The 25,671-nt window shown below is 62.3% G+C and carries 26 protein-coding genes; 20 read left to right on the top strand and 6 right to left on the bottom strand.

The features are described 5' to 3' along the window. The first annotated feature begins 317 nt into the window (after positions 1-317). From U873_RS0116535 to U873_RS0116520, 4 genes are all read left to right on the top strand, one after another. Positions 318-2,240 (top strand): sigma-54-dependent Fis family transcriptional regulator, encoded by a 1,923-nt coding sequence (locus U873_RS0116535; RefSeq protein WP_025129317.1) that lies wholly within the window; start codon positions 318-320, stop codon positions 2,238-2,240. 191 nt (positions 2,241-2,431) lie between these two features. Continuing rightward, positions 2,432-3,781, top strand: a complete 1,350-nt coding sequence (mpl, locus tag U873_RS0116530) for a UDP-N-acetylmuramate:L-alanyl-gamma-D-glutamyl-meso-diaminopimelate ligase (protein ID WP_025129316.1) — start codon at positions 2,432-2,434, stop codon at positions 3,779-3,781. After that, entirely contained in the window at positions 3,778-4,410 is a 633-nt protein-coding gene (ubiX, locus tag U873_RS0116525; RefSeq protein ID WP_025129315.1) for a flavin prenyltransferase UbiX, read from the top strand. The genes mpl and ubiX overlap by 4 nt, the downstream gene beginning before the upstream one ends. Beyond that, positions 4,403-4,690 carry a YceK/YidQ family lipoprotein gene (locus U873_RS0116520; protein WP_025129314.1) on the top strand — a complete coding sequence of 96 codons (288 nt, stop codon included), beginning with the start codon at positions 4,403-4,405 and terminating at the stop codon, positions 4,688-4,690. The genes ubiX and U873_RS0116520 overlap by 8 nt, the downstream gene beginning before the upstream one ends. 55 nt (positions 4,691-4,745) lie before the next feature. Here U873_RS0116520 and U873_RS0116515 read toward each other — a convergent pair whose 3' ends face one another. The 3 genes from U873_RS0116515 to U873_RS0116505 form a co-directional block, all read right to left on the bottom strand. Continuing rightward, positions 4,746-5,387: an oxidoreductase gene (locus U873_RS0116515; protein WP_025129313.1), complete on the bottom strand. Its 642-nt coding sequence runs from the start codon at positions 5,385-5,387 to the stop codon at positions 4,746-4,748. Between the two features lie 28 nt (positions 5,388-5,415). Beyond that, entirely contained in the window at positions 5,416-7,134 is a 1,719-nt protein-coding gene (locus U873_RS0116510; RefSeq protein WP_025129312.1) for a C13 family peptidase, read from the bottom strand. A 104-nt stretch (positions 7,135-7,238) separates the two neighbouring features. Continuing rightward, entirely contained in the window at positions 7,239-7,694 is a 456-nt protein-coding gene (locus tag U873_RS0116505) for a MaoC family dehydratase (RefSeq protein WP_025129311.1), read from the bottom strand. A gap of 178 nt (positions 7,695-7,872) precedes the next feature. Between U873_RS0116505 and U873_RS0116500 the strand changes: the two genes are divergently transcribed. The 3 genes from U873_RS0116500 to U873_RS0116490 are packed head-to-tail and all read left to right on the top strand — an operon-like array spanning position 7,873 to position 9,549. Continuing rightward, the gene (locus U873_RS0116500) at positions 7,873-8,235 is read left to right on the top strand and encodes a CidA/LrgA family protein (protein ID WP_025129310.1); all 363 of its coding nucleotides are present in this window, start codon (positions 7,873-7,875) and stop codon (positions 8,233-8,235) included. After that, positions 8,232-8,948 carry an LrgB family protein gene (locus tag U873_RS0116495; protein ID WP_025129309.1) on the top strand — a complete coding sequence of 239 codons (717 nt, stop codon included), beginning with the start codon at positions 8,232-8,234 and terminating at the stop codon, positions 8,946-8,948. The genes U873_RS0116500 and U873_RS0116495 overlap by 4 nt, the downstream gene beginning before the upstream one ends. A gap of 10 nt (positions 8,949-8,958) precedes the next feature. Next, positions 8,959-9,549, top strand: coding sequence for an LON peptidase substrate-binding domain-containing protein (locus U873_RS0116490; protein WP_025129308.1), 591 nt, complete (start codon positions 8,959-8,961; stop codon positions 9,547-9,549). A gap of 22 nt (positions 9,550-9,571) precedes the next feature. On the opposite strand, the gene U873_RS0116485 is transcribed toward U873_RS0116490, so the two are convergent. Both U873_RS0116485 and U873_RS0116480 read right to left on the bottom strand, forming a co-directional pair. Next, the gene (locus tag U873_RS0116485) at positions 9,572-10,888 is read right to left on the bottom strand and encodes a bifunctional DedA family/phosphatase PAP2 family protein (RefSeq protein ID WP_025129307.1); all 1,317 of its coding nucleotides are present in this window, start codon (positions 10,886-10,888) and stop codon (positions 9,572-9,574) included. 41 nt (positions 10,889-10,929) lie between these two features. Next, a complete protein-coding gene (locus tag U873_RS0116480) occupies positions 10,930-11,616 on the bottom strand; it encodes a DNA-3-methyladenine glycosylase (protein ID WP_025129306.1) in 687 nt (228 codons plus the stop codon). Positions 11,617-11,780: 164 nt separating this feature from the next. On the opposite strand from U873_RS0116480, the gene U873_RS0116475 reads away from it, so the two are divergent. The 13 genes from U873_RS0116475 to U873_RS0116415 all read left to right on the top strand — a co-directional run bounded on the left by U873_RS0116475 (position 11,781) and on the right by U873_RS0116415 (position 24,282). Further along, positions 11,781-13,046, top strand: coding sequence for a glutamate-5-semialdehyde dehydrogenase (locus U873_RS0116475; protein WP_025129305.1), 1,266 nt, complete (start codon positions 11,781-11,783; stop codon positions 13,044-13,046). After that, positions 13,046-13,690, top strand: coding sequence for a nicotinate-nucleotide adenylyltransferase (nadD, locus tag U873_RS0116470; protein WP_025129304.1), 645 nt, complete (start codon positions 13,046-13,048; stop codon positions 13,688-13,690). Before U873_RS0116475 ends, nadD begins: the two co-directional genes overlap by 1 nt. A 70-nt stretch (positions 13,691-13,760) precedes the next feature. Next, entirely contained in the window at positions 13,761-14,255 is a 495-nt protein-coding gene (gene rsfS / locus U873_RS0116465) for a ribosome silencing factor (protein ID WP_025129303.1), read from the top strand. Positions 14,256-14,264: 9 nt separating this feature from the next. Then, on the top strand, positions 14,265-14,732 hold the full coding sequence (gene rlmH, locus U873_RS0116460) for a 23S rRNA (pseudouridine(1915)-N(3))-methyltransferase RlmH (RefSeq protein WP_009051038.1): 468 nt from the start codon (positions 14,265-14,267) through the stop codon (positions 14,730-14,732). A 12-nt stretch (positions 14,733-14,744) separates the two neighbouring features. Continuing rightward, positions 14,745-16,640 (top strand): penicillin-binding protein 2, encoded by a 1,896-nt coding sequence (gene mrdA, locus U873_RS0116455; RefSeq protein ID WP_025129302.1) that lies wholly within the window; start codon positions 14,745-14,747, stop codon positions 16,638-16,640. 31 nt (positions 16,641-16,671) lie between these two features. Further along, positions 16,672-17,775 (top strand): rod shape-determining protein RodA, encoded by a 1,104-nt coding sequence (rodA, locus tag U873_RS0116450; protein ID WP_051586088.1) that lies wholly within the window; start codon positions 16,672-16,674, stop codon positions 17,773-17,775. 17 nt (positions 17,776-17,792) lie between these two features. Then, complete coding sequence (gene mltB, locus U873_RS0116445; protein ID WP_025129300.1) at positions 17,793-18,803, top strand: lytic murein transglycosylase B; 1,011 nt, start codon at positions 17,793-17,795, stop codon at positions 18,801-18,803. After that, positions 18,803-19,801 (top strand): septal ring lytic transglycosylase RlpA family protein, encoded by a 999-nt coding sequence (locus U873_RS0116440; RefSeq protein WP_025129299.1) that lies wholly within the window; start codon positions 18,803-18,805, stop codon positions 19,799-19,801. Before mltB ends, U873_RS0116440 begins: the two co-directional genes overlap by 1 nt. Positions 19,802-19,986: 185 nt before the next feature. Beyond that, positions 19,987-21,144 (top strand): D-alanyl-D-alanine carboxypeptidase family protein, encoded by a 1,158-nt coding sequence (locus tag U873_RS0116435; protein ID WP_025129298.1) that lies wholly within the window; start codon positions 19,987-19,989, stop codon positions 21,142-21,144. Between the two features lie 81 nt (positions 21,145-21,225). Continuing rightward, a complete protein-coding gene (locus U873_RS0116430) occupies positions 21,226-21,501 on the top strand; it encodes a DUF493 domain-containing protein (protein WP_025129297.1) in 276 nt (91 codons plus the stop codon). After that, positions 21,501-22,148, top strand: a complete 648-nt coding sequence (gene lipB, locus U873_RS0116425) for a lipoyl(octanoyl) transferase LipB (protein WP_025129296.1) — start codon at positions 21,501-21,503, stop codon at positions 22,146-22,148. Before U873_RS0116430 ends, lipB begins: the two co-directional genes overlap by 1 nt. Before the next feature lies 1 nt (position 22,149). Further along, positions 22,150-23,172, top strand: a complete 1,023-nt coding sequence (gene lipA / locus U873_RS0116420) for a lipoyl synthase (RefSeq protein WP_025129295.1) — start codon at positions 22,150-22,152, stop codon at positions 23,170-23,172. 162 nt (positions 23,173-23,334) lie between these two features. Next, on the top strand, positions 23,335-24,282 hold the full coding sequence (locus U873_RS0116415) for an LD-carboxypeptidase (protein WP_025129294.1): 948 nt from the start codon (positions 23,335-23,337) through the stop codon (positions 24,280-24,282). A gap of 38 nt (positions 24,283-24,320) precedes the next feature. Here the strand turns inward: U873_RS0116415 and U873_RS0116410 are convergent, their stop codons facing one another. Then, the gene (locus U873_RS0116410; protein WP_025129293.1) at positions 24,321-25,643 is read right to left on the bottom strand and encodes a lytic murein transglycosylase; all 1,323 of its coding nucleotides are present in this window, start codon (positions 25,641-25,643) and stop codon (positions 24,321-24,323) included. Positions 25,644-25,671 lie beyond the last annotated feature (28 nt).

Here is a 25,671-nt window from a genome sequence, read left to right as displayed (position 1 = left end):
ATCGATGGCAGCCGCCTGTGACGGATCCGGCACAGCCATGAGTGACAGTTTGTAACCTATCTGGCACAAGCTGTGACTCACGGGTCAAGCCGGCATTGCAATGACAGGGCTGCTGGAGGATGCTGGTTCGCGTGCCGAATCTTGTCGGACAGATTCGTGGGGCTACCGCCGCCGCCACTGCTCGGGAAGAGCCGCGGGGGGGCGCGAGCAAGACCTTGCATCCATTTCATGGGGTGTCGTCCAGGACGAGCGTCACCTCCGCCAGCGGCTACAGGATGGCGTCCGCGCGTGACCGCGCAGCAGGAGAATAATAAGAAATGCACAGCAGCAATCATCTGACTCGGCATGCCCAGCAAGTGCTGACCGTGGCCCAGGGCAAAGCCCATTTGCAGGGCCCAGGCAGCGATCCTTCGATCGCCCGCTCCTGGCTGCGCTGCCTTGAGGACTATCACCTCGATCCGTCCCAGGCCATGGCCCCTACCGTGCTCGAGCATGGCCGCCTGCTGGAGAGCCGCGAGCGCCTGCAGGACGTGCTGCAAATTGCCGGTACCGAGATGGCCAACCTGCACCAGCAATTGTCCGGTGCCGGTCACGCGGTGCTGCTCACCGATGCCCGGGGCGTGATCCTCAACTGCATCACTGCCCCCAGCGAGCGCCGGATCTTCGAGCACGCGGGCCTCTGGCTCGGTGCCGACTGGAGCGAGGCTCGGGAAGGTACCAACGGTATCGGCACCTGCCTGGTGGAGCGCCAGTCACTGACCATTCACCAGGGCGAGCACTTCCGTGGTCGGCACACCGGCCTGACCTGTTCCGCGAGTCCGGTGTTCGATCCCCATGGCGAATTGCTGGCGGTGCTCGATGTGTCGTCGGCCCGCCAGGATGTCTCCCGCCAGAGCCAGTTCCATACCATGGCCCTGGTCAATCTCTCGGCGAAGATGATCGAAAGCTGTTATTTCCTGCGCTACTTCGAGAACCAGTGGCTGTTGCGCTTTCATCTGCAGGCCGAGTCGGTGGGGCTGTTCAGCGAGGGGTTGCTGGCATTCGATGGCGAAGGGCGCATCAGCGCGGTGAACCAGAGTGCCCTGAATCTGTTGGGGCACATCCGCGGCGGCCTGCTGGGCAAGCCGGTGGATAGTTTCTTCGACTGCTCGCTGGATGAGTTGCTGGCCCGTGCCAGTATCAACGCCAGCGCCAGTTGGCCGCTGCGGACCCGGGACGGGCGTCGTCTGTTCGCCTTGCTGCGGGGCCAGCCGCAACCGGCGGCGCAGCCCATGCCGCGGCCGTCGCTTGCTGTTGTAGCGCCACGGGCCTCGGGCGGCATTTGCCTGGGGGATGAAGGTCTGCAGAATGATTTTCGTCGGGCCCTGCGCGTATTCGAACGTGATGTGCCGCTGTTGATCAATGGCGAAACCGGCTCCGGCAAGGAAGCATTCGCCAAGGCGGTGCACCAGGGCAGCCCGCGTGCGGAAAAAGCCTTTGTTGCCCTCAACTGCGCGGCGATTCCAGAAAGCCTGATCGAAAGCGAGCTCTTCGGTTATCGCGGTGGCAGCTTTACCGGGGCGCGCAAGGAAGGCATGCGCGGCAAGTTGCAGCAAGCCGACGGTGGCACCTTGTTCCTGGATGAAATCGGCGACATGCCCCTGGCCTTGCAGACCCGCCTGTTGCGGGTCTTGGAAGACCGCCTGGTGGTGCCCATCGGCGGCGAGCCGCAGGCGGTCAACGTACGCATCATCAGTGCCACCCACCGTGATCTATTGGAACGGGTGCGCGATGGCAGCTTTCGCGAGGACCTGTATTACCGTCTCAATGGCCTGGAGATTGCGTTGCCGGCCCTGCGTGAGCGCAGCGACAAATCCCAGTTGCTGGACTTTCTCCTGGCTGAAGAGGCGGGAGGGCAGCCGGTGCAGATGGATGAGGCGGCGCGCCAGGCCCTGCTGGGTTACCCGTGGCCGGGCAACGTGCGGCAACTGCGCAATGTGCTGCGGACCTTGGCGGCCTTGTGCGAGGACGGCCGTATCGGCATGGAGGACCTTCCGCCCTTGATTCGCCACAGTCGCGCGGCGCCAGTCAGCGCTGCGGTCGATGGGGAAGTGGAGCGCCCCCTGGAAGATGCCGAGCGCCTGGCGTTATTGACGGCACTGGAGCAACAGCGCTGGCACATGACCCACACCGCGGAGCAGTTGGGGGTCAGTCGCAATACCCTGTATAGAAAGCTGCGCAAGCACGGTATCGCGCGCTGAGCCGGCCATCCGTTTGCGGATGGCCGCTGCCGCAGGCGGTGTTCGAGCTTCGGAGTCATAGCGAGCCGCATTCAGTCGCAGGCCTTGGGTCCCTGCACGGCCTGGCGCCACGGCTGCATCTCCCCGTCAGCTAAAGGGTGCGATTTACAGCCCTCTAGGCTAACCTGCGCCGATGTTTTATGAGGTCGACTATGCACATCCATATTCTCGGTATCTGCGGCACTTTCATGGGGTCGATGGCGGTTCTGGCCAAAGAGCTGGGCCATCACGTTACGGGCTCCGACGCCAACGTCTATCCACCCATGAGCACCCAACTGCAAGCCCAGGGCATCGAGCTGACTCAAGGCTATGATCCGGCCCAGCTGGACCCGGCGCCTGACCTGGTGGTCATCGGCAATGCCATGTCCCGGGGCAATCCGGCTGTGGAATATGTGCTGAACAAAGGCCTGCCTTATGTCTCCGGCCCGCAGTGGCTGGCCGACCATGTGCTGCAGGGCCGCTGGGTGCTGGCGGTGGCCGGTACGCATGGCAAGACCACCACCAGCAGCATGTTGGCCTGGGTCCTGGAGCATGCCGGGATGAGCCCGGGCTTCCTGATTGGCGGCGTGCCGCAGAACTTCGCCGTTTCGGCGCGTCTGGGCGACACGCCGTTTTTCGTGATCGAGGCCGATGAGTACGACAGCGCTTTCTTCGACAAGCGCTCGAAGTTCGTCCACTACCGCCCACGCACCGCGATCCTCAACAACCTCGAGTTCGATCATGCGGACATCTTCCCAGACCTGGCCGCCATCGAACGGCAGTTTCACCACTTGGTGCGGACCATTCCCAGCGAAGGCCTGGTGATCCATCCCACCACGGAGCCGGCGTTGCAGCGGGTGATCGAGATGGGCTGCTGGACCCCGGTGCAGACCACCGGTGACGGTGGCCAGTGGCAGGTCAAGTTGCTCAGTGAAGACGGTTCGGCCTTTGAAGTGATGTTCGAGGGTGTCAGCCAGGGCGTGGTGGAATGGGCGTTGACCGGGCAGCACAACGTCGCCAATGCCCTGGCCACTCTGGCTGCTGCACGGCATGTGGGCGTGGTGCCAGCAATGGGCATCGCCGGGCTGAGTGCGTTCAAGAGCGTGAAGCGGCGCATGGAGAAAGTGGCCGAGGTGCATGGCGTGACCATCTACGATGACTTTGCGCACCACCCGACCGCCATCGCCACGACCCTGGACGGATTGCGCAAGCGCGTCGGCGAGGCACAGGTGATTGCCATCATCGAGCCGCGCTCCAACTCCATGAAACTGGGCGCGCACCGTGACGGTTTGCCGGAAAGCGTCAAGCAGGCCGATCAGGTGATCTGGTATGCGCCGGCCAATCTCGGCTGGGACCTGGCGGCCATTGCCGGCCAATGCGCGGTACCGTCGACGGTCAGCGACTCCCTGGAAGGCATCATCGAACAAGTGAAAAGCCAGGCCGGGCCGGGCACCCAGGTGGTGATCATGAGCAACGGTGGTTTTGGCGGTCTGCACGGCAAGCTGGCCGAGGCGTTGCAATGAACAACGGCCCGGAACGCATCACCCTGGCGATGACCGGTGCCTCGGGCGCCCAGTATGGCTTGCGCCTGCTCGATTGCCTGGTGCGTGAGGATCGGGAAGTGCATTTCCTGATTTCCAAGGCGGCGCAATTGGTCATGGCCACGGAAACCGATGTGACCTTACCGTCCAAGCCGCAGATGATGCAGGCCTTCCTCACCGAGTACACCGGTGCAGAGGCGGGGCAGATCCGTGTCTATGGCAAGGAAGACTGGATGTCGCCGGTGGCCTCGGGCTCCGGCTCGCCGGCGGCGATGGTGGTGGTGCCCTGTTCCACTGGCACCTTGTCGGCAATTGCCACCGGTGCCTGCAACAATCTGATCGAGCGCGCGGCGGATGTGACCCTCAAGGAGCGCCGGCAGTTGATCCTGGTGCCCCGCGAGGCGCCGTATTCCAGCATCCATCTGGAGCACATGCTCAAGCTGTCGAACATGGGCGTGACCATCCTGCCGGCCTCGCCGGGCTTCTATCACCAGCCACAGACCATCGATGACCTGGTGGATTTCGTCGTGGCGCGGATTCTCAACCTGCTGAATATTCCCCAGGACATGCTGCCGCGCTGGGGCGAGCACCATTTGAGCAGTGATGAGTAAATTCCTGCTGATGCTGTTGGTGGTGCTGCAGGTGGGGGGCTGTGCCACGGTGCGCACCTTGAATGCCGCACAACCCGGCGCGCCGGTGGTGTATTCGGGCACCCGCCTGGATCTGTATGCGTTGCAAGGCGGCTGTTGCGCCATGGACCGCTTTGGCGCCGCAGCGCCCAGCTATCCAGGGGCGGACCTGCCGGCCAGTGCCTTGCTCGATACCCTGTTGTTGCCGCTGTCGGTGCTGACCGTGCTGGGCGTGGGGTTTCAGGCTACGGGAGGGTTGTAGGGGGATCGGCCTAACGGCGCCTGCGCAAGCAAGCACCGGTTCGCCAGTGATGGAGTCATTTGCCCAGCTTGCGCAACTCGTCCGATTCCACGACTCGGGTACCGCTTTGTTCTTCCAGGGCCAGGCGCCACATGGCACGGGCCAGTTGGCAGGCTTCGATGCCGCGGTACTTGCCCGGAATCAGCCGCGACAGCGGACCGGCCAGTTGTTCGCCCAGGCGCGGTTCGATCCGGTCACCCAGTAGCAGGGAGGGCCGGCAAATGGTCAGTTGTGGCCACCCTTGCTGCTTCAGGGCTTCTTCCATCTCGCCTTTGACCCGGTTGTAGAAGATCGACGACTTGGGATCGGCGCCCAGGGCGCTGATGACCACCAGATGCCGTGCGCCCATTTCCAGTGCGCGTTTGCCGAAGGCCACCACCAGGTCCAGGTCGACGGCGCGGAAGGCGGCCTCGGAGCCGGCCTGCTTGATGGTGGTGCCCAGGCAGCAGAAGGCGATTTCAACTTTGCCACTCAACTGCGGGAGAAGCACTGCGGGGTCACCGACGGGGTTTTCCAGCCGTGGGTGCTCGCTCAGTGGTCGCCGGCTGGGTGCGAGGACGCGGGTGATGGTGGGCTCGTTGAGCAGGCGATCCAGCAGTTGCTCTCCGGTCAGGCCGGAGGCGCCGGCGAGCAGGATGTGCTGAGGCGTCAAGTACATAGTCATTCCCCCTTGATACTGTTTCAGCTTAGTTGCTCTGTGCTTCCTTGCTGCTTATAGAGACACTTTGCAGTGCTTTTCGTGCCTGCTGTTTGCGCAGTTGCTGCCAGTGTGCAATGACGCCCTTTGGAGCCCAGATCTGCGGTTCGGACGCTTCGAAGTTATCGGCCTGTTCACGTTCGGCCACGGTAGCCCGCGCCAGTTTGAATGCGTGCTCCAGGTCGTCGGTCTGGTTCAGGGCCTGGGCGAACAGAGCGTCGCCGAAGTAGGTGAAGTCGGCCTCTTCCGAACAGCCGAAGGACACCCGGTCTGCCTGGGAGGCGGTCATGATCAAGGTGTGCTCGTCCTTGAGGGCGGGAATGAAGCCGCCGGAATAGCAGGACGAAATGACGATGATCTTGTCGCGATTTTTCAACGGCGCCAGGGCCGTGGCCAGTTCGTCGGCGGGCAGGTCCGCCAGTTCCAGGCGCGGCTGGTCGAGGACCAGTTCGTGGGCGCTGGTGCCGTGGCTGGTGAGGTAGATGAACACCAGGTCTTCGGGGCCGCTGCGCGCGGCCAGGGTCTGGGCGGCGCGGCGCAGGTTTTCCCGGGTGGCCATGGGGCGGTTCATCAGATGGTCGCGGTGGTTGACCAGGCGGATCTGGCCATAGGCGCCGAAGCGGCTGGCGAGCATGTTGCTGACGTAGTCGGCCTCACGCAGGAAGACGCTCTGCTTGCCATCGCCGGCCAGGGTCAGGCTGTAGAGTTCGATGGCTGCAGTAGAGGCGGGTACCGCATCGAGGGCTTCCTTGAGCAAGGTCCCCTGGACCAGCAGGGCGGTTTCCAGCGGGTCGGGCAGCAGCTTGCCATCGGCGTCGCGGACCCGCAGGCCGTTGTTCCACACGCCGCTTTGCACGCTGCCGTCACGCAGTACCAGGACTCCGTGGCCCTGGTAGTTGTCGCTGTCGAAGCCGCCGACATAAAAGCTGCCGTCGCTGAGGTTCAAGCGCCCCTCGCCGCTGAAGCGCCAGTCGCTGAAGGTGCCGACATAATGGCTGCCATCAGCGCCGATCAGTTCGCCTTTGCCGCCCAGTGCGCCTTCCTTGAACTGGCCGATCCAGACGTCGCCATCGGAGTTCTCATAGCGGCCCTTGCCATTGAGCTGGTTGTGTTTGAAGCCGCCGACGTAGATGTCGCCCTCGGCGCTGTTGAAGGTGCCATTGCCCTCCAGCTGGCCATTGACGAAGTGCCCGGTGAACTGGTTGCCGCTGGCGTCGCTGCGCTGGCCTTCGCCGTTGGGCTTGCCCTTGGCGAACTGGCCCTGGTATTGGCTGCCGTCTTCCAGCTCCAGGCGGCCCAGCCCCGAGTACAGGTCGGCCTTGAACTCGCCACGGTAGGTCATGCCGTCTTCTTTGAGGGTCCCTTCGCCGTCTCGGCGGCCCAGTTTGAAACCGCCGCTGTAGCTGCTGCCCTTGGTGGTCAGGGTGCCCTGGCCATGGAACAGGCCTTGCTGGAACTGGCCGCGGTAAACCTCGCCATTGCTGCCGTGCCACTCCCCCTGGCCATGCCATTGACCGTTGTCGAACTGGCCGGCGTACCAGCTGCCGTTGGGGTAGTCGATGCGCCCTTGACCCTGCAGCAGGCCGTTGACCAGTTCACCGCGGTAGCGCCCGCCGTCCGGCAGACGGGCATCGGGCGGCAACAATGACTCGCCGTCTCCGCAGGCACTGAGCAAAAGGGTCAAAACCAGGGGTGCAAGTGGGCGCATAACGGGTTCCGGATAATTAGGGGACCGAGTATGCCGCAGCGGTGTGGCTTATATATAGAGAGGTTGAGCGAAACAGCGTGAGCTGTTTCGCATCAGGGGGTATTTCAGACGAAGCAGAGCGACAGGGGTTCGGCGATGTAGGCGGGTTTTTCCTGGCCGTCGATCTCCAGGGTGGCGGTGGCCTTGAGCAGCCACTGGCCGGGTTTCTTCTCGGTGACTTCGGTCAGGTCGACCTTGAGTCGTACCTTAGAGTCGACCTTCACCGGCTGGATGAAGCGCACGCTGTCCAGGCCATAGTTGACCACCATCTTCAGGCCCTGGGGCAGCACGAGGATGTCTTCCATCAATTTGGGGATCAGTGACAGGGTCAGGAAACCATGGGCGATGGTGCTGCCGAACGGAGTTTGTGCCGCCTTGACCGGGTCCACGTGAATGAACTGGAAGTCGCCGGTGGCCTCGGCAAACAGGTTGATACGCTCCTGGTCAATGGTGAGCCATGGGGAACGTCCCAGTTCCTTCCCGACATAATCTTTGAGCTCTGCAACAGGAACATAGGGCATTGACACTCTCCTTGGTTCAACGATTTTTTAGTATTCGACGCAGCGTTTCGCGGTCTGAAACTTCCACTCTAGATCATCATGGCGATCTGGCCTGGTAAACATCCATGCTTTTGGCGAATGCCGATCCATAGCGTCTGCGTGCTTATAATGCGCGACGGGTCCTGGCTGGAGAGGCGGTATGTTGTTACGCGGTTTGACATGGCTGGTGCTGTTCCAATTGCTCGGGACGGCGCTCAATCATTTGCTGTTGCCCGTGCTTCCGGGACCGATCATCGGCCTGTTGCTGATGCTGGTATTCCTGATCGTGCGCGGTGAAGTGGGCGAACCGTTGAACCTGGCGGCCAGCAGCTTGCTGCGCTACCTGCCGTTGCTGCTGGTGCCGCCTGCCGTTGGGGTGATGGTCTATGCCCGGGATATCGCCGCGGATTTCTGGGCCATCACCGGCGCGCTGGTGCTGTCGCTGGTGGTGTCCATGGCCTTTGTCGGGGTGCTGATGCAGCGTCTGGTCAAGCGCCAGGCCCGGCGCGAGGAGCGCCCATGATTATCGATTGGCAGGGTGCCTGGGCGGCGGTGATTCACCACCCCTTGTTCGGCATTGGCATTACCCTCGGCGCCTATCAACTGGTGCTGGCGGCCTTCGAGAAGACCCGCTGGATGTTCCTGCAGCCGGTGCTGGTGTCCATGTTGTTGGTGATCGCAGTGCTGCTCGGCTGTGGCCTGAGCTACGCCGAATACCGCAAGAGCACGGAGATCCTGAGTATCTTGCTGGGGCCCGCCACGGTAGCCCTGGCAGTGCCGCTGTACCTCAATCTGCGGCGCATTCGCCAATTGTTCTGGCCGATTTTTACTACGCTGGTGGTGGGTGGGGTGGTGGCGACCAGTCTGGGGGTACTGTTGGGCGGGTGGTTTGGCGCCGAGCACATGATCCTGATGACCATGGCGCCCAAGTCGGTGACTTCACCGATCGCCATGCTGGTGGCCGAGCAGATTGGCGGTGTCGCAGCGCTGGCGGCGGTGTTCGTGTTGATCACGGGCGTGATCGGGGCGATCTTCGGCCCGGGCATCCTCAACCGCCTGGGAGTCCATGCGCCTGAAGCACGAGGCATGGCCCTGGGCATGACCGCTCATGCGGTGGGCACTTCGGTGGCCTTGCAGGAAAGCGAGGAGTGCGGCGCCTTTGCGGCGTTGGCGATGAGTCTGATGGGCGTGGCCACGGCGGTGTTGTTGCCGTTGGCGGTGTCTTTGCTGGTTTAAGGATGGGTGTATGAGCCTGGCGCTGTTTCCGCTGAATACCGTGTTGTTCCCTGATTGCGTCCTCGATCTGCAGATCTTCGAGGCCCGCTACCTGGACATGATCGGCCGCTGCATGAAGCAGGGCAGCGGTTTCGGGGTGGTGTGCATCCTGGAGGGCGACGAGGTCGGTGCGGCCGCACCGGGCTTTGCCTTGGTGGGGTGCGAGGCACTGATCACCGACTTTCATCAGCAGGGCAACGGGCTCCTGGGGATCCGGGTCAAGGGCGGTCGGCGCTTTCGAGTCCTGAGCAGCGAGGTGCAGAAGGACCAGTTGACGGTGGCGCAGGTGCAGTGGCTGGAGGAGGCTGAGGAGCAGCCGCTGCAGGACGAGGACGCCGACTTGATCGCGCTGCTCAAGGCCCTGGCCGAGCACCCGATGGTCGAAGCCCTCGACATGGGCGTCGAAGCCCGGGGCCAGTTGTCCCTGGCCAATCAACTGGCCTACCTGCTGCCCTTTTCCGAGCGGGACAAGATCGACCTGTTGCAACTGGATGAGCCGCAACAGCGGCTCGATGCCATTCAGGTGCTGCTGGATGAGTTGCAGGGCGAGCTCTTCGCCTGAGCGGCTGCCCTCTCATCACGGCTCAATAGGCGTACCGCAGCAGGGCATGGGGCAGATGCCGCATGGCCATGAACCCGCACATCAGTAGCATCACTGGCAACAGCAGCCACCAGGCTTTGGCCGGCATCGGCGGCAGTGGGCATCGCCACTGAATCAAGGTCAGGCTGGCGGCGCAGACACAGACTGCCAGCAAGGTACCCGCGAGGATGTCGGTGGGCCAATGGGCGCCTAGGTAAACCCGGGACAAGGCGATTGCCGCGGCCGGCAGGCAGCCCAGCAGCAGCCAGGTCAGGCGCATGCGCGGTGGCTGACCGCGACCGGCCAGCACCGCCAGGGTCAGGAACAGCGCAAAGGCCCCTGAAGAATGTCCGCTGGGCATGCTGAAGCTGGTGAGCGGTTCGCTCAGCACCTCGGGGCGGAGCCGGGCGAAAAACCATTTGCTACCGGTGTTGGCCAGGGCCGTGCACATCAGGGTTGCACCGGCAAATATCGCCTGGCGCCATTGACGCAATGCCAGCAGCAACAGGGTCAGCACCGCACTGAGGATGAACATGGCGCGAAATTCGCCGATCTGGGTGACCATCACCATGATCTTGTCCAGGACTGGCTCGCGGTGCTCCTGCACCAGGGCGATCAGTCCCTGGTCAAACTGGGTCAGGTAGGGAAAGCCGCTGAACAGCGCGACCAGGAGCAGCAGGCTCAGGCCGGACATGAGCTGGGTCGCCCGGCGATGACGGCGCAGACTGCTGTTGACGCTCAGGCCAATCAACGCGGCCAGGCTGGCGATGACGATCCCGGCCTGGGGCCAGAAACCTTCCGGCAATGGCAGGCGAATTGCCGCGCCTGTGGCCCAGCCAGGGAGCAGGTACGCCACCGACCAGCCGGTGGCAGCCAGCAGGCTGACGGCGAAAAAGCGCGGAAAAGGCATGTCGAACATGCCCGCGACCATCGGCAGCATTGGCCGCAGCGGGCCAATGAAGCGTCCTACCAGCAGGCTGGCAATGCCATAGCGCTGGAAATAGGACTCAGCGCCACTGATCCACTCTGGATGCTGGCGCAGGCCTGGCAGGCGGCGGATGCTCTGATGGAAGCGTCGTCCCAGCACGTAGGACACCACGTCCCCCAGCAAGCCGCCGAGCAGGCCCAGCAGCAGGGTTTCCCCCAAAGACAGCGCGCCGTTGCCGGCCAGCACGGCTATGGCGAACAGCAGCACGGTACCCGGGACGATCAGGCCGGCGATTGCCAGGCATTCTATGCAGGCCACGATGAAGACGGCGGCGGCCAGCCACTCTGGATGGGTGGTCAGCCAGGCGGTTACGCTGTCGAGCCATGGGCCCATAGATTCAACTCCATTGTCAGTGTCTGGCGGGTAGTGGGGCGTCAGTCGAGGCTGAGGTAATCACGGCCTTCGACTTGGCCGCGGCGCAGGGGGTTCCGTGTGCAGTAGGGGGCATAGGCGGCATCGACAAAGCGGTACATCAGGTGTTCGTCGCGCCCGTGGGGGATGCCCAGGCGAGTGGTTTGCAGAATGTGCGGTACGGCGGCGCCTACATCCTCGACCAAGAGGACTTCATGATCGAAGCGTTTCGCATCCCAGTCAGGGACTTTCAGGCCCAGGGCCTTGCACAGCAGTGTCTGGCCGGCACAGAGCTTCTGTGAAGGTCGCGGCCGGCCGGCGCTGTCGGGATTGTTCAAGAGCATTTGCGCCAGGCTGGCAGGTCCGCAGACGTCGTCGACCCAGGGGTAGGCGGATTTGATCAGTACCGCATTGCCGGGGCCCTGGGCGCTGAAGTTCAGCGAGTCACCACCTCGGGCGTAGTACATATAGATGTGCCCGCCATCCAGAAACAAAGCCTTACGCTTTTCTGTGTAGCCGAGGGAGGCGTGGCTGCCTTTTTCCTCGCAGTAATAGGCTTCGGTTTCGATAATCCGCGCGGATAACCACAACTCGCCGACTTTATGGCGGATGACTTTGCCCAGCAGTTCGCGGGCCAGAAGCTGCGCATCACGGTCGAAAAAGCAGTCGGGCAGGGCTTTGGGCAGTTTCGCGGAGGTCAGGATGGACATGGGGCGCAGGGTTATGGCGGAAAATGTGACGGAATCATAACAACTCCAGGCTTAATTCAGGCTGAACCACGAGTATTTCGACCATCCGCCCGTGACCGCTGTCCGTGGGCGGGCGCGACAGCTATAATCAGCCGCTTTCCTCTTTGCCAAGACCACACCAGACCATGACTGAGTCCGTTCTTGACTACATGACCCGTTTGGGTCGCGCTGCCCGCCAGGCCTCCCGGGTGATCGCCCGCGCTACCACCGCACAGAAGAACCGTGCGCTGCTGGCGGCTGCCGATGCATTGGACGCGGCGCGACCGGAACTGACGGCAGCCAACGAGCAGGATCTGGCCAATGGCCGGGCCAATGGTCTGGAGCCAGCGCTGCTGGATCGCCTGGCGCTGACGCCTGTGCGTATCGATGAAATGATCGAAGGTCTGCGTCAGGTGGCCAAGCTGCCTGACCCCATCGGTGAGATCCGCGATATGCGCTACCTGCCTTCGGGCATCCAGGTGGGCAAGATGCGCGTGCCCCTGGGGGTGATCGGCATCATCTACGAGTCACGGCCGAACGTGACCATCGATGCCGCCAGCCTGTGCCTGAAGTCGGGCAACGCCACCATCCTGCGGGGCGGTTCCGAGGCGATCAATTCCAATCGAGCCATTGCGACCTGCATTCAGCAGGGCCTGGCGGCTGCCGATCTGCCGGCCCATGTGGTGCAGGTGGTGGAAACCACTGACCGTGCCGCGGTAGGGGCGCTGATCACCATGCCCGAGTTCGTCGACGTGATCGTGCCGCGTGGCGGCAAGAGCCTGATCGAGCGGGTCAGCCGCGATGCCAAGGTTCCGGTGATCAAGCACCTGGACGGCGTCTGCCATGTGTTCATTGATGTGGCGGCAGACCTGGACAAGGCGATCCGTATCGCCGACAACGCCAAGACCCATCGCTACGCCCCCTGCAACACCATGGAAACCCTGCTGGTGCACGCTGCCATTGCCGATCGGGTATTGCCGCCGCTGGCCGCAATCTATCGCGACAAGGGCGTCGAACTGCGGGGCTGTGCCCAGACCCGTTCGATCCTGGGGGGCGATGTGCTGCAAGCCACTGAAGAAGACTGGCGTACCGAGTACACTGCGCCGATTCTTTCGATCCGGGTGCTGGATAACCTGGAGCAAGCCATCGAGCACATCAACACCTACGGTTCGCACCATACCGATGCGATCGTCACCGAGAACTTCAGTGACGCCCGGCGCTTCCTTAACGAAGTGGATTCCAGCTCGGTGATGGTCAATGCTTCGACGCGCTTTGCCGACGGCTTTGAATACGGCCTGGGCGCGGAGATCGGCATCTCTACCGACAAGCTGCACGCCCGTGGCCCGGTGGGTCTGGAAGGGCTGACCAGCGAGAAATATGTGGTCTTCGGCGACGGTCACGTGCGCACTTGATGGGCAAACGTATCGGTCTGCTGGGCGGCACCTTCGATCCAGTGCATATCGGCCACTTGCGTGGCGCGCTGGAGGTGGCGGAATCCATGCAGCTCGATGAGCTGCGCCTGACACCCAGTGCCAGGCCGCCTCATCGGGATACACCGCAGGTGTCGGCGCTCGACCGTCTGGCGATGGTCGAGTGTGCGGTGGCGGGCGTCTCCCCTCTGGTGGTGGACGATCGTGAACTGAAGCGGGACAAGCCGTCCTACACTATCGACACCCTGGAGCAGATGCGGGCCGAGCTGGCCGCAGATGACCAATTGTTTCTGTTACTGGGCTGGGACGCTTTTTGCGGCCTGCCCACCTGGCATCGCTGGGAGGAGTTGCTCCAGCATTGCCACATCCTGGTGCTGCAACGCCCGGATGCCGACAGCGAGCCGCCGGATGCCCTGCGCAACCTGCTGGCGGCGCGTTCGGTGAGCGACCCATTGGCCCTCAAGGGGCCGGGGGGACACATTGCATTCGTCTGGCAGACGCCGCTCGCGGTGTCTGCCACCCAGATCCGTCAACTGCTGGCCAGCGGTAAGTCGGTACGTTTCCTGGTGCCTGACGCGGTTCTGGCCTACATCGATGCGCACGGACTTTACCGTGCGTCGAACTAAAGCGGCGCGCTTGAAGGCACGAACAGTCGTGTATTGAAGCGCCCGAACATACGAGCAAAACGAGTTTTATATGACGAACAACGACGTAAACAAAGTAAAGCGCAAAGGCACCTTCAAAAGTGCACCGCTGCCGGAAAAAGTCATCAGTGGTGAGCCCCTCAAGGGCGAAGAGCTGGTCAAGGTTGCCGTAGCGGCCCTGGAAGACGTCAAGGCTCAGGACGTACTGGTGATCGACGTACGTGACAAGCAGAGCATCACCGACTACATGATCATCGCCACCGGTACCTCCAACCGCCAGATCGGCGCGATGCTGGACAAGGTGCGCGAGTCGGTCAAAGCCCAGGGCGTCAAGCCGCTGGGTGAAGAAGGCAAGGGCGACAGCGACTGGGTTCTGCTGGATATGGATGACGTCATCGTGCACATGATGACTTCCAATGCCCGTCAGTTCTACGACCTCGAGCGTCTGTGGAAAGGTGCCGAGCAGAGCCGTGCCGCCGATGGCAAGCACCACAGCCCTGAAGTCGGCCACGAGCACTTCAACAAGCTCAACAAAGACCAGGAATAAGGGGCGGTTGTGCGCCTGCGTCTGATCGCTGTCGGTTCACGCATGCCCAAGTGGGTGGAAGAAGGTTGGCACGAATATGCCAAGCGCCTGCCATCCGAGCTGGCGCTGGAACTGGTGGAAATACCGCTCAATACCCGGGGCAAGAACGCCGACGTGGCCCGCTTCATCCGCCAGGAAGGCGAAGCCATGCTGGCCAAGGTCGGGCAGAACGAGCGCATCGTTACCCTCGAGGTGCACGGCAAGCCCTGGAGCACCGAGCAGCTGGCGGTGGAGCTGGATCGCTGGCGCCTGGATTCGCGAACCGTGAACTTCATGGTCGGCGGCCCGGAGGGGCTGGCGCCTGAGGTGTGCGCACGGGCGGATCAGCGCTGGTCGCTGTCGCCGCTGACCTTGCCGCACCCGCTGGTGCGGATTCTCATCGGTGAACAACTGTATCGTGCCTGGACCGTGCTGTCCGGGCACCCTTACCACAAGTAGCCCGCGCCCCTAATGTCCCAGCCGATCCGTATCAAGGACCACGAAAAAGACGCCCGTCTGGTGCGTGGCCGGGTCGTGTTCGGCGCCATTATGGTGGTTTGCCTGATTGGGGTGCTGATTGCCCGGCTGTATTACCTGCAGGTGATCCAGTACGACTATCACTCGACCCTGTCGGAGAACAACCGGGTTCATGTGCAGCCTATTCCCCCCACTCGCGGGCTGATTTTTGACCGCAATGGTGTGGTGGTGGCTGATAACCGTCCCAGCTTCAGCCTGAGCATGACCCGAGAGCGTTCCGGCGATTGGCAGCAGGTGCTCGATGTGATTGTCGAGGTGCTGGAGCTGACCCCGGAAGACCGGGTGCTGTTCGAAAAGCGCATGAAGCAGGGGCGGCGGCCATTTGAGCCGGTGCCGATCCTGTTCGAGCTGACGGAAGAGCAGATCGCCCGCATCGCGGTGAACCAGTTCCGCCTGCCTGGGGTGGAGGTGGTTGCCCAGTTGGTCCGGCATTACCCTCAGGGGGCGCACTTTGCTCACTCTGTGGGGTACATGGGGCGGATCAACGAAAAGGAGCAGAAGTCCCTGGACCCGGTGAACTACGCGGGTATTCACCATATCGGCAAGACCGGCATCGAGCGTTTCTACGAGTCGGAGCTGCATGGCCAGGTGGGTTACGAAGAGGTTGAGACCAACGCCCGGGGGCGGGTACTGCGAGTGCTCAAGCGTACCGATCCGATTCCCGGCAAGGACATTGTTCTGAGCCTGGACATCAAACTGCAGGAAGCTGCCGAGCTGGCCCTGGGTGGGCGCCGGGGTGCCGTGGTGGCGCTGGACCCGAACACCGGCGAAGTCCTGGCAATGGTCAGTCAGCCGAGCTTCGATCCCAACCCGTTCGTCACGGGCATCAGTTTCAAGGCCTATGCCGAACTGCGCGACTCCATCGACCGGCCGCTGTTCAACCGGGTATTGCGTGGCCTTTACCCGCCAGGTTCCACCATCAAGCCGGCGGTGGCGATTGCCGGGCTGGACGCCGGGGTGGTCACGGCTTCGACCCGAGTCTACGACCCGGGTTACTACCAGCTGCCCAATTACGATCACAAGTACCGCAACTGGAACCGTACCGGTGACGGTTATGTCGACCTGGACACCGCGATCATGCGGTCCAACGACACCTATTTCTACGACCTTGCCCATAAGCTGGGCATCGATCGGCTTTCGGCCTATATGAACAAGTTCGGGATAGGCCAGAAGGTCTCGCTGGACATGTTCGAGGAGTCCCCGGGGTTGATGCCGACTCGCGAGTGGAAGCGCGCCACCCGGCGTCAGGCCTGGTTCCCGGGAGAAACCCTGATTCTCGGAATCGGCCAGGGCTATATGCAGTCGACGCCGCTGCAGCTGGCCCAGGCCACGGCACTGGTGGCCAACAAGGGCCGCTGGAATCGTCCGCACCTGGCCAAGAGCATCGAGGGCGAGAAGCCCGTGGATCACAACCCGATGCCGGATATTGTCCTGCGTGACCCCTCGGACTGGATGAAGGTCAACCACGGCATGCAGCAGGTGATGCATGGTGCCCGGGGTACCGCCCGCAAGGCTGCGGCCGGTTCGCCGTACCGGATTGCCGGCAAGAGTGGTACCGCCCAGGTGGTGGCGATCAAGCAGGGTGAGAAGTACGACCGCTCCAAGGTTCAGGAACGGCATCGCGACCACGCCCTGTTCGTCGGCTTCGCTCCGGCAGAAAACCCCAAGATCGTGGTCTCGGTGATGGTCGAGAACGGTGAGTCGGGTTCCGGTGTCGCAGCCCCGGTAGTGCGTCAGGTGATGGATGCCTGGCTTCTCGGCCAGGACGGCCAGCTCAAGCCCGAGTTCACCAGTCCTGTCAGCACGGAGGCTACGGCCCGTGAAGAGTAATTTTGACCGCATCCTCTCCAGTGAAGACGTGATGCGGCGTCGTGCCACACTGCTGCAGCGCTTGCACATCGACGGCCCCTTGCTGATCCTGCTGCTGACCCTGGCTGCCGGCAGTCTGTTCGTGCTGTATTCCGCCAGTGGCAAGAGCTGGGACTTGCTGGCCAAGCAGGCCACTTCGTTTGGCATCGGCCTGGTGTCGATGATCGTCATTGCCCAGTTCGAGCCGCGCTTCATGGCCCGCTGGGTCCCCTTGGGGTATGTGTTCGGCGTGGTGCTGCTGGTGGTGGTGGACGTCATGGGCCACAACGCCATGGGCGCGACCCGCTGGATCAACATCCCGGGGGTGATTCGCTTCCAGCCGTCTGAGTTCATGAAGATCATCATGCCGGCGACCATCGCCTGGTACCTGTCCAAGCGCACCCTGCCGCCTCATCTCAAGCATGTGGGGATCAGCCTGGTGCTGATCGGCATTCCCTTCATCCTGATCGTGCGCCAGCCAGACCTGGGTACGGCCTTGCTGATCCTGGCCGGGGGTACCTTCGTGCTGTTCATGGGCGGGCTGCGCTGGCGCTGGATCCTCAGCGTGCTGGCGGCGGCGGTGCCGGTGGCCATCGCCATGTGGTTCTTCATCATGCACGACTACCAGAAGCAGCGGATCCTGACCTTCCTCGACCCGGAAAGCGATCCCTTGGGCACCGGCTGGAACATCATCCAGTCCAAGGCTGCCATTGGTTCCGGCGGCGTGTTTGGCAAGGGCTGGCTGCTCGGCACCCAGTCGCACCTGGACTTTTTGCCGGAAAGCCACACCGACTTTATTATCGCGGTCATGGGCGAGGAGTTCGGCCTGGTGGGCATTTGCGCCCTGCTGCTGATCTACCTGCTGCTGATCGGGCGCGGCCTGGTCATCACTGCCCAGGCGCAAACGCTGTTCGGCAAGTTGCTCGCGGGCAGCCTGACCATGACGTTTTTTGTTTACGTTTTCGTCAACATCGGTATGGTCAGTGGCTTGTTGCCGGTGGTGGGGGTTCCGTTGCCGTTCATTAGCTACGGAGGAACTTCGCTGGTGACGCTACTGTCAGCGTTTGGGGTTTTGATGTCGATCCATACCCATCGCAAGTGGATCGCGCAGGTTTGATTAAGGTGAAGAACTCAATGCAAGTAATGCGTGGCTGGGCCGCTCGGCATGCGCCGTGGGTCGGTCTGGTAAGCATCCTTGGTGCAGCGCAATCCGCGTTCGCCGGTGATTACGAAGGTTCGCCGCAGGTGGCCGAATTCGTCGGTGAAATGACTCGGGACTATGGTTTCGCCGGGGAACAGCTGATGGGCGTGTTCCGCGAGGCCGAGCGCAAGCAGTCGATTCTTGACGCCATTTCGCGGCCTGCCGAGCGGGTCAAGCAGTGGAAGGAATACCGCCCGATGTTCCTCACCGACGCGCGCATCGCCCGCGGTGTGGATTTCTGGCGTCAGCACGAAGCCGTGCTGGCCCGTGCCGAACAGGAATACGGGGTGCCGGCCCAGGTCATCGTTTCGATCATCGGAGTTGAAACCTTTTTTGGCCGCAATACCGGTAATTACCGGGTGATCGACGCGTTATCGACCCTGGGTTTCGATTATCCGCCACGTGCCGAGTTCTTCCGCAAGGAGTTGCGCGAGTTCCTGCTGCTGGCCCGTGAAGAGCAGCTCGACCCCTTGAGCCTCAAGGGCTCCTACGCGGGCGCCATGGGGCTGCCACAGTTCATGCCGAGCAGTTTTCGCGCCTACGCGGTGGATTTTGACGGTGACGGGCACATCAATATCTGGACCAATCCGGACGATGCCATCGGTAGCGTGGCCAGTTACTTCAAGCGTCATGGTTGGGTGGCCGGCCAGCCGGTGGTCAGCCGCGCCGATGTGCGCGGCGATCGTGTGGATGAGGGCCTGACCACGGGTATCGAGCCGACCAAGACCGTCGGGGAGTTGCGGGCCTTGGGGTGGTCGAGTCATGATGCGCTGCGCGATGATATGCCGGTCACCGCTTTCCGTCTGGAAGGTGACAATGGCCCGGAATACTGGATGGGCCTGAAGAATTTTTACGCGATCACTCGCTATAACCGCAGCGTGATGTACGCCATGGCCGTACATCAGTTGTCTGAACAGCTGGTCCAAGCACGGGGCGTCAAGTAATGCTGGCAATGCCAATTCCAAAACCCCTGAAGCTGGTGGCTTTTGCCGCGTTGTCCCTGCTGGTGGTCAGTTGCTCGACGAGCCGCTCGCCGCAGCAGAAGTCTTCCAGCGCGGTGCGTTCGATGCCGGGCCTGGATGTCAACCGTGCCCACAAGGATGGCGCGCCCTGGTGGGATGTCGACGTGTCGCGGATTCCCGACGCCACTCCGACCCTGCACACCGGCCCCTACAAGGCCAATCCCTACACGGTTCTGGGCAAGACTTACTTCCCTATCCAGGAATCCAAGAACTACGTCGCGTCCGGCACGGCATCCTGGTATGGCACCAAGTTCCATGGCCAGAACACGGCCAACGGCGAGGTCTACGACCTTTACGGCATGAGTGCCGCGCACAAGACCCTGCCGCTGCCCAGTTATGTACGGGTAACCAACCTGGACAACAACCGCAGTGTGGTCCTGCGGGTCAACGACCGCGGTCCGTTCTATTCCGACCGGATCATCGACTTGTCCTACGCAGCAGCGAAGAAGCTCGGTTACGCCGAAACCGGCACTGCGCGGGTCAAGGTCGAGGGCATCGATCCGCAGCAGTGGTGGGCCCAGCGCGGGCGCCCGGCGCCGTTGATGCTCAATGAGCCGCAAGTGGCGCAGAACAACGCTCCGGTGATCACGGCTTCGGCCGGCACGGTCGAGCAATGGACTCCGCCGCCCCAGCAGCACGCAGCGGCTGTGGTTCCCGTACAAGTGAAAAACACCGCAGCAGCCTCTGGCCAGTATCTGCAGGTGGGCGCCTTCGCCAACCCGGACGCTGCCGAGCTGTTGAGGTCGAAACTGAGCGGAATGGTGAGCGCCCCGGTGTTCATCAGCTCGATCGTGCGTAACCAGCAGACGCTGCACCGAGTGCGCCTGGGGCCATTCGGTACGCCGAGTGAGGCCCAGCAAGCACAGAACAGCGTGCGCCTGGCCAACCTGGGCCAGCCGAGCGTGGTCACTGCCGAGTAGCAGTACTGAAGATTGAAGGTCCGCTTGCGGTATTGGGGGGCGGACCCGGGTTGTTGGCTCGTCGAACAACAAAAGCCCGGCAAGGGCCAGTGAGTGAGCAACTGCACACGCGATAGCCCTTCAGAAGGCTGTCTGAAATAGTTTTGCCCCTAGGGCAAGTTTCCATTAGCAACTTCGAGAGACGGATGAACATCACCACCTTTGCCAAACGCCTGTGCCTGCTTGTCCCGCTGATCATCACGCCCGCCGCCTGGGCGGTCGAAGCGATGCCGTCGCCACCGCAACTGGCTGCCAAATCCTATGTGCTCATGGATGCCAGCAGCGGTAACGTGCTGGTGGAGAACAATGGTGACCAGCGTCTGCCGCCGGCCAGCCTGACCAAGCTGATGACCGCCTACATCGCGACCCTGGAAATCCGTCGCGGCCAGATCGGCGAGAACGATCCGGTGACCGTCAGCGAGAACGCCTGGCGTACCGGCGGTTCGCGGATGTTCATCAAGGTCGGCTCGCAAGTCACCGTCAGCGATCTGCTGCACGGCATCATCATCCAGTCGGGCAACGACGCCAGCGTCGCGGTTTCCGAGCACATCGCCGGCAGCGAAGACGCCTTCGCCGACATGATGAACAAGACGGCAACCGACCTGGGCATGAGCAACAGCCACTTCATGAACCCTACCGGCCTGCCGAACCCCGAGCACTACTCGTCGGCCCACGACATGGCGGTACTGGCTCGCGCGATCATTCATGAAGATCCGGCCCACTACGCGATCTACTCGCAGAAAGAGTTCTTCTGGAACGGCATCAAGCAACCCAACCGCAACCTGCTGCTGTGGCGCGACAAGACCGTTGATGGCCTGAAGACCGGCCACACCGACGAAGCCGGCTACTGCATGGTGTCTTCGGCGGTACGTGACGGCATGCGCCTGATCGCCGTGGTGTTCGGCACCAACAGCGAACAAGCTCGTGCTGCCGAGACCCAGAAGCTGCTGACCTACGGTTTCCGTTTCTTCGAAACCCAGACCTTCTACCAGAAGGGCACCGAGCTGGCCCAGGCTCCGGTCTGGAAGGGCACTACCCACCAGGTCAAGGCCGGCTTGGCTGAAGATCTGACCATGACCATGCCTAAAGGCCAGCTTAAGAAACTGGCTGCGAGCATGACCATGAACCCGCAACTGGTCGCGCCGATCGCCAAGGGCGACGTGATTGGTAAGGTCGAAGTGAAGCTGGACGACAAGGTGGTGCACAGCGCCGACTTGATCGCTCTGGAAGCGGTCGACGAAGGTGGTATCTTCCGCCGCATGTGGGATAGCATCCGTCTATTCTTCTACGGCTTGTTCAACTGATATTGTCGACCCGCATGGCCCTCGCTCTGAAGTAGAGCGGGGGTCGTGTTCGTCGCCACGGCTTACGAGGCCGTTACTGCCATGACAGACACTGACGTTAAGTCGCACAAGATTGAATTTCCCGTCGACGACTATCCGATCAAGGTGATCGGTGACACGGTTGTCGGCTTCAAGGACACCGTGATCGAGATCCTTGCCAAGTACGCCACCCTGGATATCAAGTCCCTGGCCGAGCGTCAGAGCAGCAACGGCAAGTACACCACGGTACAACTGCACATCACCGCCACCGGTGAAGACCAACTGCGTGATATCAATAGTGCCCTGCGTGCTACCGGTGTCGTCCACATGGTGCTGTGATGCCACAGACGCTGGGCTTTCGTGAGCTTGGCCAGATGGCTTACGAGCCGGTCTGGCAGGCCATGCAGCGCTACACCAATGAACGCGGTACCGATGCCGCGGACGAAATCTGGCTGGTACAGCATCCGCCGGTCTTTACCCAGGGCCAGGCAGGCAAGGCCGAACACCTGCTGCTACCGGGAGAGATCCCGGTAGTGCAAGTGGATCGCGGCGGCCAGGTGACTTATCACGGTCCGGGCCAGTTGGTGGCCTATCTGTTGCTGGATGTGCGTCGCCTGGGTTTTGGCGTGCGCGACCTGGTGAGCCGGATGGAACTGTGCCTGATCGAGCTGCTGGCCAGCTATGGCGTGCCTGCGGCGGCCAAGCCCGATGCGCCGGGGGTCTACGTCAATGGGGCGAAGATCGCCTCGCTGGGCCTGCGTATCCGTCGCGGATGCTCCTTTCACGGGCTGGCTTTGAACGTGGACATGGATTTGCAGCCGTTTCGACGGATTAACCCCTGTGGTTATGCCGGGTTGGCCATGACCCAGCTGAGCGACCATGCAGGGCCGATTGATTTTGCCGAGGTAAGTGCCCGGCTGCGTGCGCAGCTCGTCAAACACCTCGACTATGCTGAGCAGACGACCCTAACGGGCGGAATCGACTGATATGACTACTGCGCAAGACGCTGTTCAAACCCTGATCCCGACGCTGGATATTTCCGAGCGAGCGGCCCGTCCGAAAGTTGAAGCCGGCGTCAAATTGCGCGGTGCGGAAAAGGTCGCGCGCATTCCGGTGAAGATCATTCCGACCACCGAACTGCCCAAGAAGCCCGACTGGATTCGCGTGCGCATCCCGGTGTCTCCGGAAGTCGATCGGATCAAGCAACTGCTGCGCAAGCACAAGCTGCACAGCGTCTGCGAAGAGGCGTCCTGCCCGAACCTGGGGGAGTGCTTCTCCGGCGGTACCGCGACCTTCATGATCATGGGCGACATCTGCACCCGTCGCTGCCCGTTCTGTGACGTGGGCCACGGTCGTCCGAAGCCTCTGGATGTCGATGAGCCGATGAATCTGGCAGTGGCCATCGCCGACCTGCGCCTGAAGTACGTGGTGATCACCTCGGTGGACCGCGACGACCTGCGCGATGGTGGTGCCCAGCACTTTGCCGATTGCATTCGCGAGATCCGCAAGCTGTCGCCGAACGTGCAGTTGGAAACCCTGGTGCCCGACTACCGCGGTCGCATGGATGTAGCTCTGGAAATCACCGCGGCTACCCCGCCGGATGTCTTCAACCACAACCTGGAAACCGTGCCGCGCCTGTACAAGGCTGCACGCCCGGGTTCGGACTACCAGTGGTCGCTGACCTTGCTGCAGAAATTCAAGCAGCTGGTGCCTCATGTACCGACCAAGTCCGGCCTGATGCTGGGCCTGGGCGAGACCGACGATGAGGTCATCGAGGTCATGAAGCGCATGCGCGAGCACGATATCGACATGCTGACCCTTGGCCAGTACCTGCAGCCGTCCCGCAATCACTTGCCGGTACAGCGCTTCGTGCACCCGGACACCTTTGCCTGGTTCGCCGAAGAAGGTTACCGGATGGGCTTCAAGAACGTTGCTTCCGGCCCGTTGGTACGTTCTTCCTACCACGCCGACGAGCAAGCGAAACTGGCCCGCGAAGGCCTGGTTTCCTGATTTGCCTGCCCGCAAGGCCTGAGTCTTGCGGGCAGTTTCCCGGCTCATCCGAGCACCTCTGCGGCTTGCGCTGCTTTCTTGCCTTCCCGGCTGTTTCAGCTCTTCTGTTTCGCGGCATTCATGGCTACTGTGCTTGGGTGAATCCACACAGGGAGAACTTGCATGCCCATCCAACCGACTGCTGCCCTTCATGCTCATCTGCCAGTACCGGCGTTGGCTGGTGAAGGCGTTATCGGCCTTATTGCGCCCGCCGGTCCGGCAGCGCTGGATACCGAAAAAGCCTTCCAATGGATGCGTTCACGGGGTTACGAGTTGCGTATCTTCCCCGGTGTCGGGCAGCAGGAAGGCTATCTCGCTGGCAGTGACGAGGTCCGTCTGAATGACTTGCACGGGGCTTTTGCCGACAGCGAAATCGACGCCATTGTGTGCCTGCGTGGAGGCTATGGCAGCCCGCGCTTGCTGGACAAGATCGATTTCGACCTGATCAGGCGCAATCCCAAGCCCTTTGTCGGCTATAGCGATATCACCGCCCTGCACCTGGCGATCAACCGTTATGCGGGATTTGTCAGCTTTCACGGGCCGATGCTCAATGCCGACCTGCTGGGGCAGAAGCAGCCGCCGACCGAGGCGTCGTTTTTCAATCTGCTCAGGGGCCAGGTCAGGGCCGGCAGCCTGCTGCCCCATCCTGTGGCTTTTCCCTTGACCACGGTGGAGCCGGGTATCGCACAGGGGCCGCTGCTGGGGGGCAACCTGTCGATGATTGCCAGTACCCTGGGCACTGCGTTTGAAATCAATTCCGATGGCAGCATCCTGTTTCTCGAGGACATCAACGAGCCGCTGTATCGGATCGACCGCCTGCTCAATCACCTGCGCCTGGCAGGCAAGCTCGATAAGCTGCGTGGCGTGTTGGTAGGGGATGTGGCAGGTGTGGATTTCACTGCGCTGTGCGGCCTGCTCAGGCAGACCTTCGAGCCGCTGAAGATTCCGGTGCTGGCCGGATGGCGCAGTGGTCATTGCGACCCCAATCTGACCTTGCCCATAGGGGCTTTGGTCAGGTTGGATGCGGGTGCCAGGGAGCTGACCCTGGCCCAGGATGTAGTGTTCAAGTAAGGCTGGGCCAGTGCAGAAGGGCTGCACCGGCCGGCCCTTCAGCGATTGCGCAGGCTGTCCAGCAGCTTGTGGGTTGGATAGCCGTCTGCGGGCCAGCCCAGCGCTTGCTGGGCGCTGCGAATGGCCTTGCGGGTATTGGCACCGATAATCCCGTCGGGGTTGCCGGCGTCGTACTGCCTGGCGCTGAGCAAGGTCTGCAGCTCGATGCGTTCGGAACGGCTCAGGGGCAGGTCGTCCTTGGGCCAGCTACCGCTGATCAGGCCGGCACCGACGAAACGCTCGGATAGCAGGTTCACGGCCAGGGCGTAGGACGATGAGTTGTTGTACTTGAGCACGGCGCGGAAGTTGTCCAGGATCAGGAACGCCGGGCCCCTGTAGCCGGCAGGCAGCAACAGGGACGCGGACAACTGGTCCGAACCATAAGGCAGTGCCTTGCCATTGACCGGGGTCATTCCCAGGCGCATCCATTCAGCCACTGTCTTGCGGGTGGAGGCATCAGCCAGGGAATAGTCGAAACCGCTGTTGAGCTGCACTTCGAAGCCCCATGGCTGGCCTTTTTGCCAGCCCGAGCTCTGCAGGTAGTGTGCGGTCGACGCCAGGGCGTCACCGGGGCTGTTCCAGATATCCCGGCGGCCGTCGCCGTCGAAGTCCACGGCGTGGGTGTTGTAGGTGGTGGGAATGAACTGGGTCTGGCCCATGGCTCCGGCCCAGGAACCGAGCATCTTCTCTGGCTGGATATCACCCTGTTGAATGATTTGCAGCGCGGCGATCAGTTGGCTGTTGGCGAAGGCTGGGCGGCGCCCTTCGTAGGCCAGGGTCGCCAGGGAGCGGATGACCGACTTGTTGCCCTGGAAATCGCCGAAATTGCTCTCCATGCCCCAGACCGCCACCAGTGCCTGGCGATCCACGCCATAGCGCTGTTCGATTCGTTGCAGGATATCGCCGTACTGGACCAGCAGCGCCTGGCCTTTGCGTACCCTTACCGGGGACAGTGCGCCGTCGAGGTATTCCCACACCGGGCGGCTGAATTCGGGTTGGCTGCGGTCCGCCTTGATCACGGCCATGTCCGGGGTCACGCCAGCGAAGGCGCGGTCGAATACATCGGCGCGAATTCCGGCGTTCAAGGCTTCACTGCGGAAGGCACTCAACCACTCGTCGAAGGTCTGGGCAGGCTGGATGTCCAGGTTGTCGGCCGTCAAGGGCGCGACAGTGGCCGGCGCGGCAAGGGGGGCTGCCTGGAGGGTGGGCAGCGGCTGGGCGTCGGCGGCGGTGGGTTTTTCCGCGCAGGCGACTAGCAGAACAAGGCTGGAGGCAGCGATCAGTTGGCGCATGTGCCAACGACGGGAAAGACAAAAGGGCATGCACGGGTCCAGAGAGAATAACAATCAG

This window comes from Pseudomonas sp. PH1b, from assembly GCF_000633395.1.
Lineage (GTDB): Bacteria > Pseudomonadota > Gammaproteobacteria > Pseudomonadales > Pseudomonadaceae > Aquipseudomonas.
This window is presented reverse-complemented; position numbering and strand designations above follow the sequence as displayed.

Excerpts from the sequence above, each read along its gene's own strand:
- U873_RS0116535 (WP_025129317.1), top strand. The coding sequence starts at position 318 with ATGCACAGCAGCAATCATCTGACTCGGCATGCCCAGCAAGTGCTGACC.
- mpl (WP_025129316.1), top strand. The coding sequence starts at position 2,432 with ATGCACATCCATATTCTCGGTATCTGCGGCACTTTCATGGGGTCGATG.
- ubiX (WP_025129315.1), top strand. The coding sequence starts at position 3,778 with ATGAACAACGGCCCGGAACGCATCACCCTGGCGATGACCGGTGCCTCG.
- U873_RS0116520 (WP_025129314.1), top strand. The coding sequence starts at position 4,403 with ATGAGTAAATTCCTGCTGATGCTGTTGGTGGTGCTGCAGGTGGGGGGC.
- U873_RS0116515 (WP_025129313.1), bottom strand. The coding sequence starts at position 5,387 with ATGTACTTGACGCCTCAGCACATCCTGCTCGCCGGCGCCTCCGGCCTG.
- U873_RS0116510 (WP_025129312.1), bottom strand. The coding sequence starts at position 7,134 with ATGCGCCCACTTGCACCCCTGGTTTTGACCCTTTTGCTCAGTGCCTGC.
- U873_RS0116505 (WP_025129311.1), bottom strand. The coding sequence starts at position 7,694 with ATGCCCTATGTTCCTGTTGCAGAGCTCAAAGATTATGTCGGGAAGGAA.
- U873_RS0116500 (WP_025129310.1), top strand. The coding sequence starts at position 7,873 with ATGTTGTTACGCGGTTTGACATGGCTGGTGCTGTTCCAATTGCTCGGG.
- U873_RS0116495 (WP_025129309.1), top strand. The coding sequence starts at position 8,232 with ATGATTATCGATTGGCAGGGTGCCTGGGCGGCGGTGATTCACCACCCC.
- U873_RS0116490 (WP_025129308.1), top strand. The coding sequence starts at position 8,959 with ATGAGCCTGGCGCTGTTTCCGCTGAATACCGTGTTGTTCCCTGATTGC.
- U873_RS0116485 (WP_025129307.1), bottom strand. The coding sequence starts at position 10,888 with ATGGGCCCATGGCTCGACAGCGTAACCGCCTGGCTGACCACCCATCCA.
- U873_RS0116480 (WP_025129306.1), bottom strand. The coding sequence starts at position 11,616 with ATGTCCATCCTGACCTCCGCGAAACTGCCCAAAGCCCTGCCCGACTGC.
- U873_RS0116475 (WP_025129305.1), top strand. The coding sequence starts at position 11,781 with ATGACTGAGTCCGTTCTTGACTACATGACCCGTTTGGGTCGCGCTGCC.
- nadD (WP_025129304.1), top strand. The coding sequence starts at position 13,046 with ATGGGCAAACGTATCGGTCTGCTGGGCGGCACCTTCGATCCAGTGCAT.
- rsfS (WP_025129303.1), top strand. The coding sequence starts at position 13,761 with ATGACGAACAACGACGTAAACAAAGTAAAGCGCAAAGGCACCTTCAAA.
- mrdA (WP_025129302.1), top strand. The coding sequence starts at position 14,745 with ATGTCCCAGCCGATCCGTATCAAGGACCACGAAAAAGACGCCCGTCTG.
- rodA (WP_051586088.1), top strand. The coding sequence starts at position 16,672 with ATGCGGCGTCGTGCCACACTGCTGCAGCGCTTGCACATCGACGGCCCC.
- mltB (WP_025129300.1), top strand. The coding sequence starts at position 17,793 with ATGCAAGTAATGCGTGGCTGGGCCGCTCGGCATGCGCCGTGGGTCGGT.
- U873_RS0116440 (WP_025129299.1), top strand. The coding sequence starts at position 18,803 with ATGCTGGCAATGCCAATTCCAAAACCCCTGAAGCTGGTGGCTTTTGCC.
- U873_RS0116435 (WP_025129298.1), top strand. The coding sequence starts at position 19,987 with ATGAACATCACCACCTTTGCCAAACGCCTGTGCCTGCTTGTCCCGCTG.
- U873_RS0116430 (WP_025129297.1), top strand. The coding sequence starts at position 21,226 with ATGACAGACACTGACGTTAAGTCGCACAAGATTGAATTTCCCGTCGAC.
- lipB (WP_025129296.1), top strand. The coding sequence starts at position 21,501 with ATGCCACAGACGCTGGGCTTTCGTGAGCTTGGCCAGATGGCTTACGAG.
- lipA (WP_025129295.1), top strand. The coding sequence starts at position 22,150 with ATGACTACTGCGCAAGACGCTGTTCAAACCCTGATCCCGACGCTGGAT.
- U873_RS0116415 (WP_025129294.1), top strand. The coding sequence starts at position 23,335 with ATGCCCATCCAACCGACTGCTGCCCTTCATGCTCATCTGCCAGTACCG.
- U873_RS0116410 (WP_025129293.1), bottom strand. The coding sequence starts at position 25,643 with ATGCCCTTTTGTCTTTCCCGTCGTTGGCACATGCGCCAACTGATCGCT.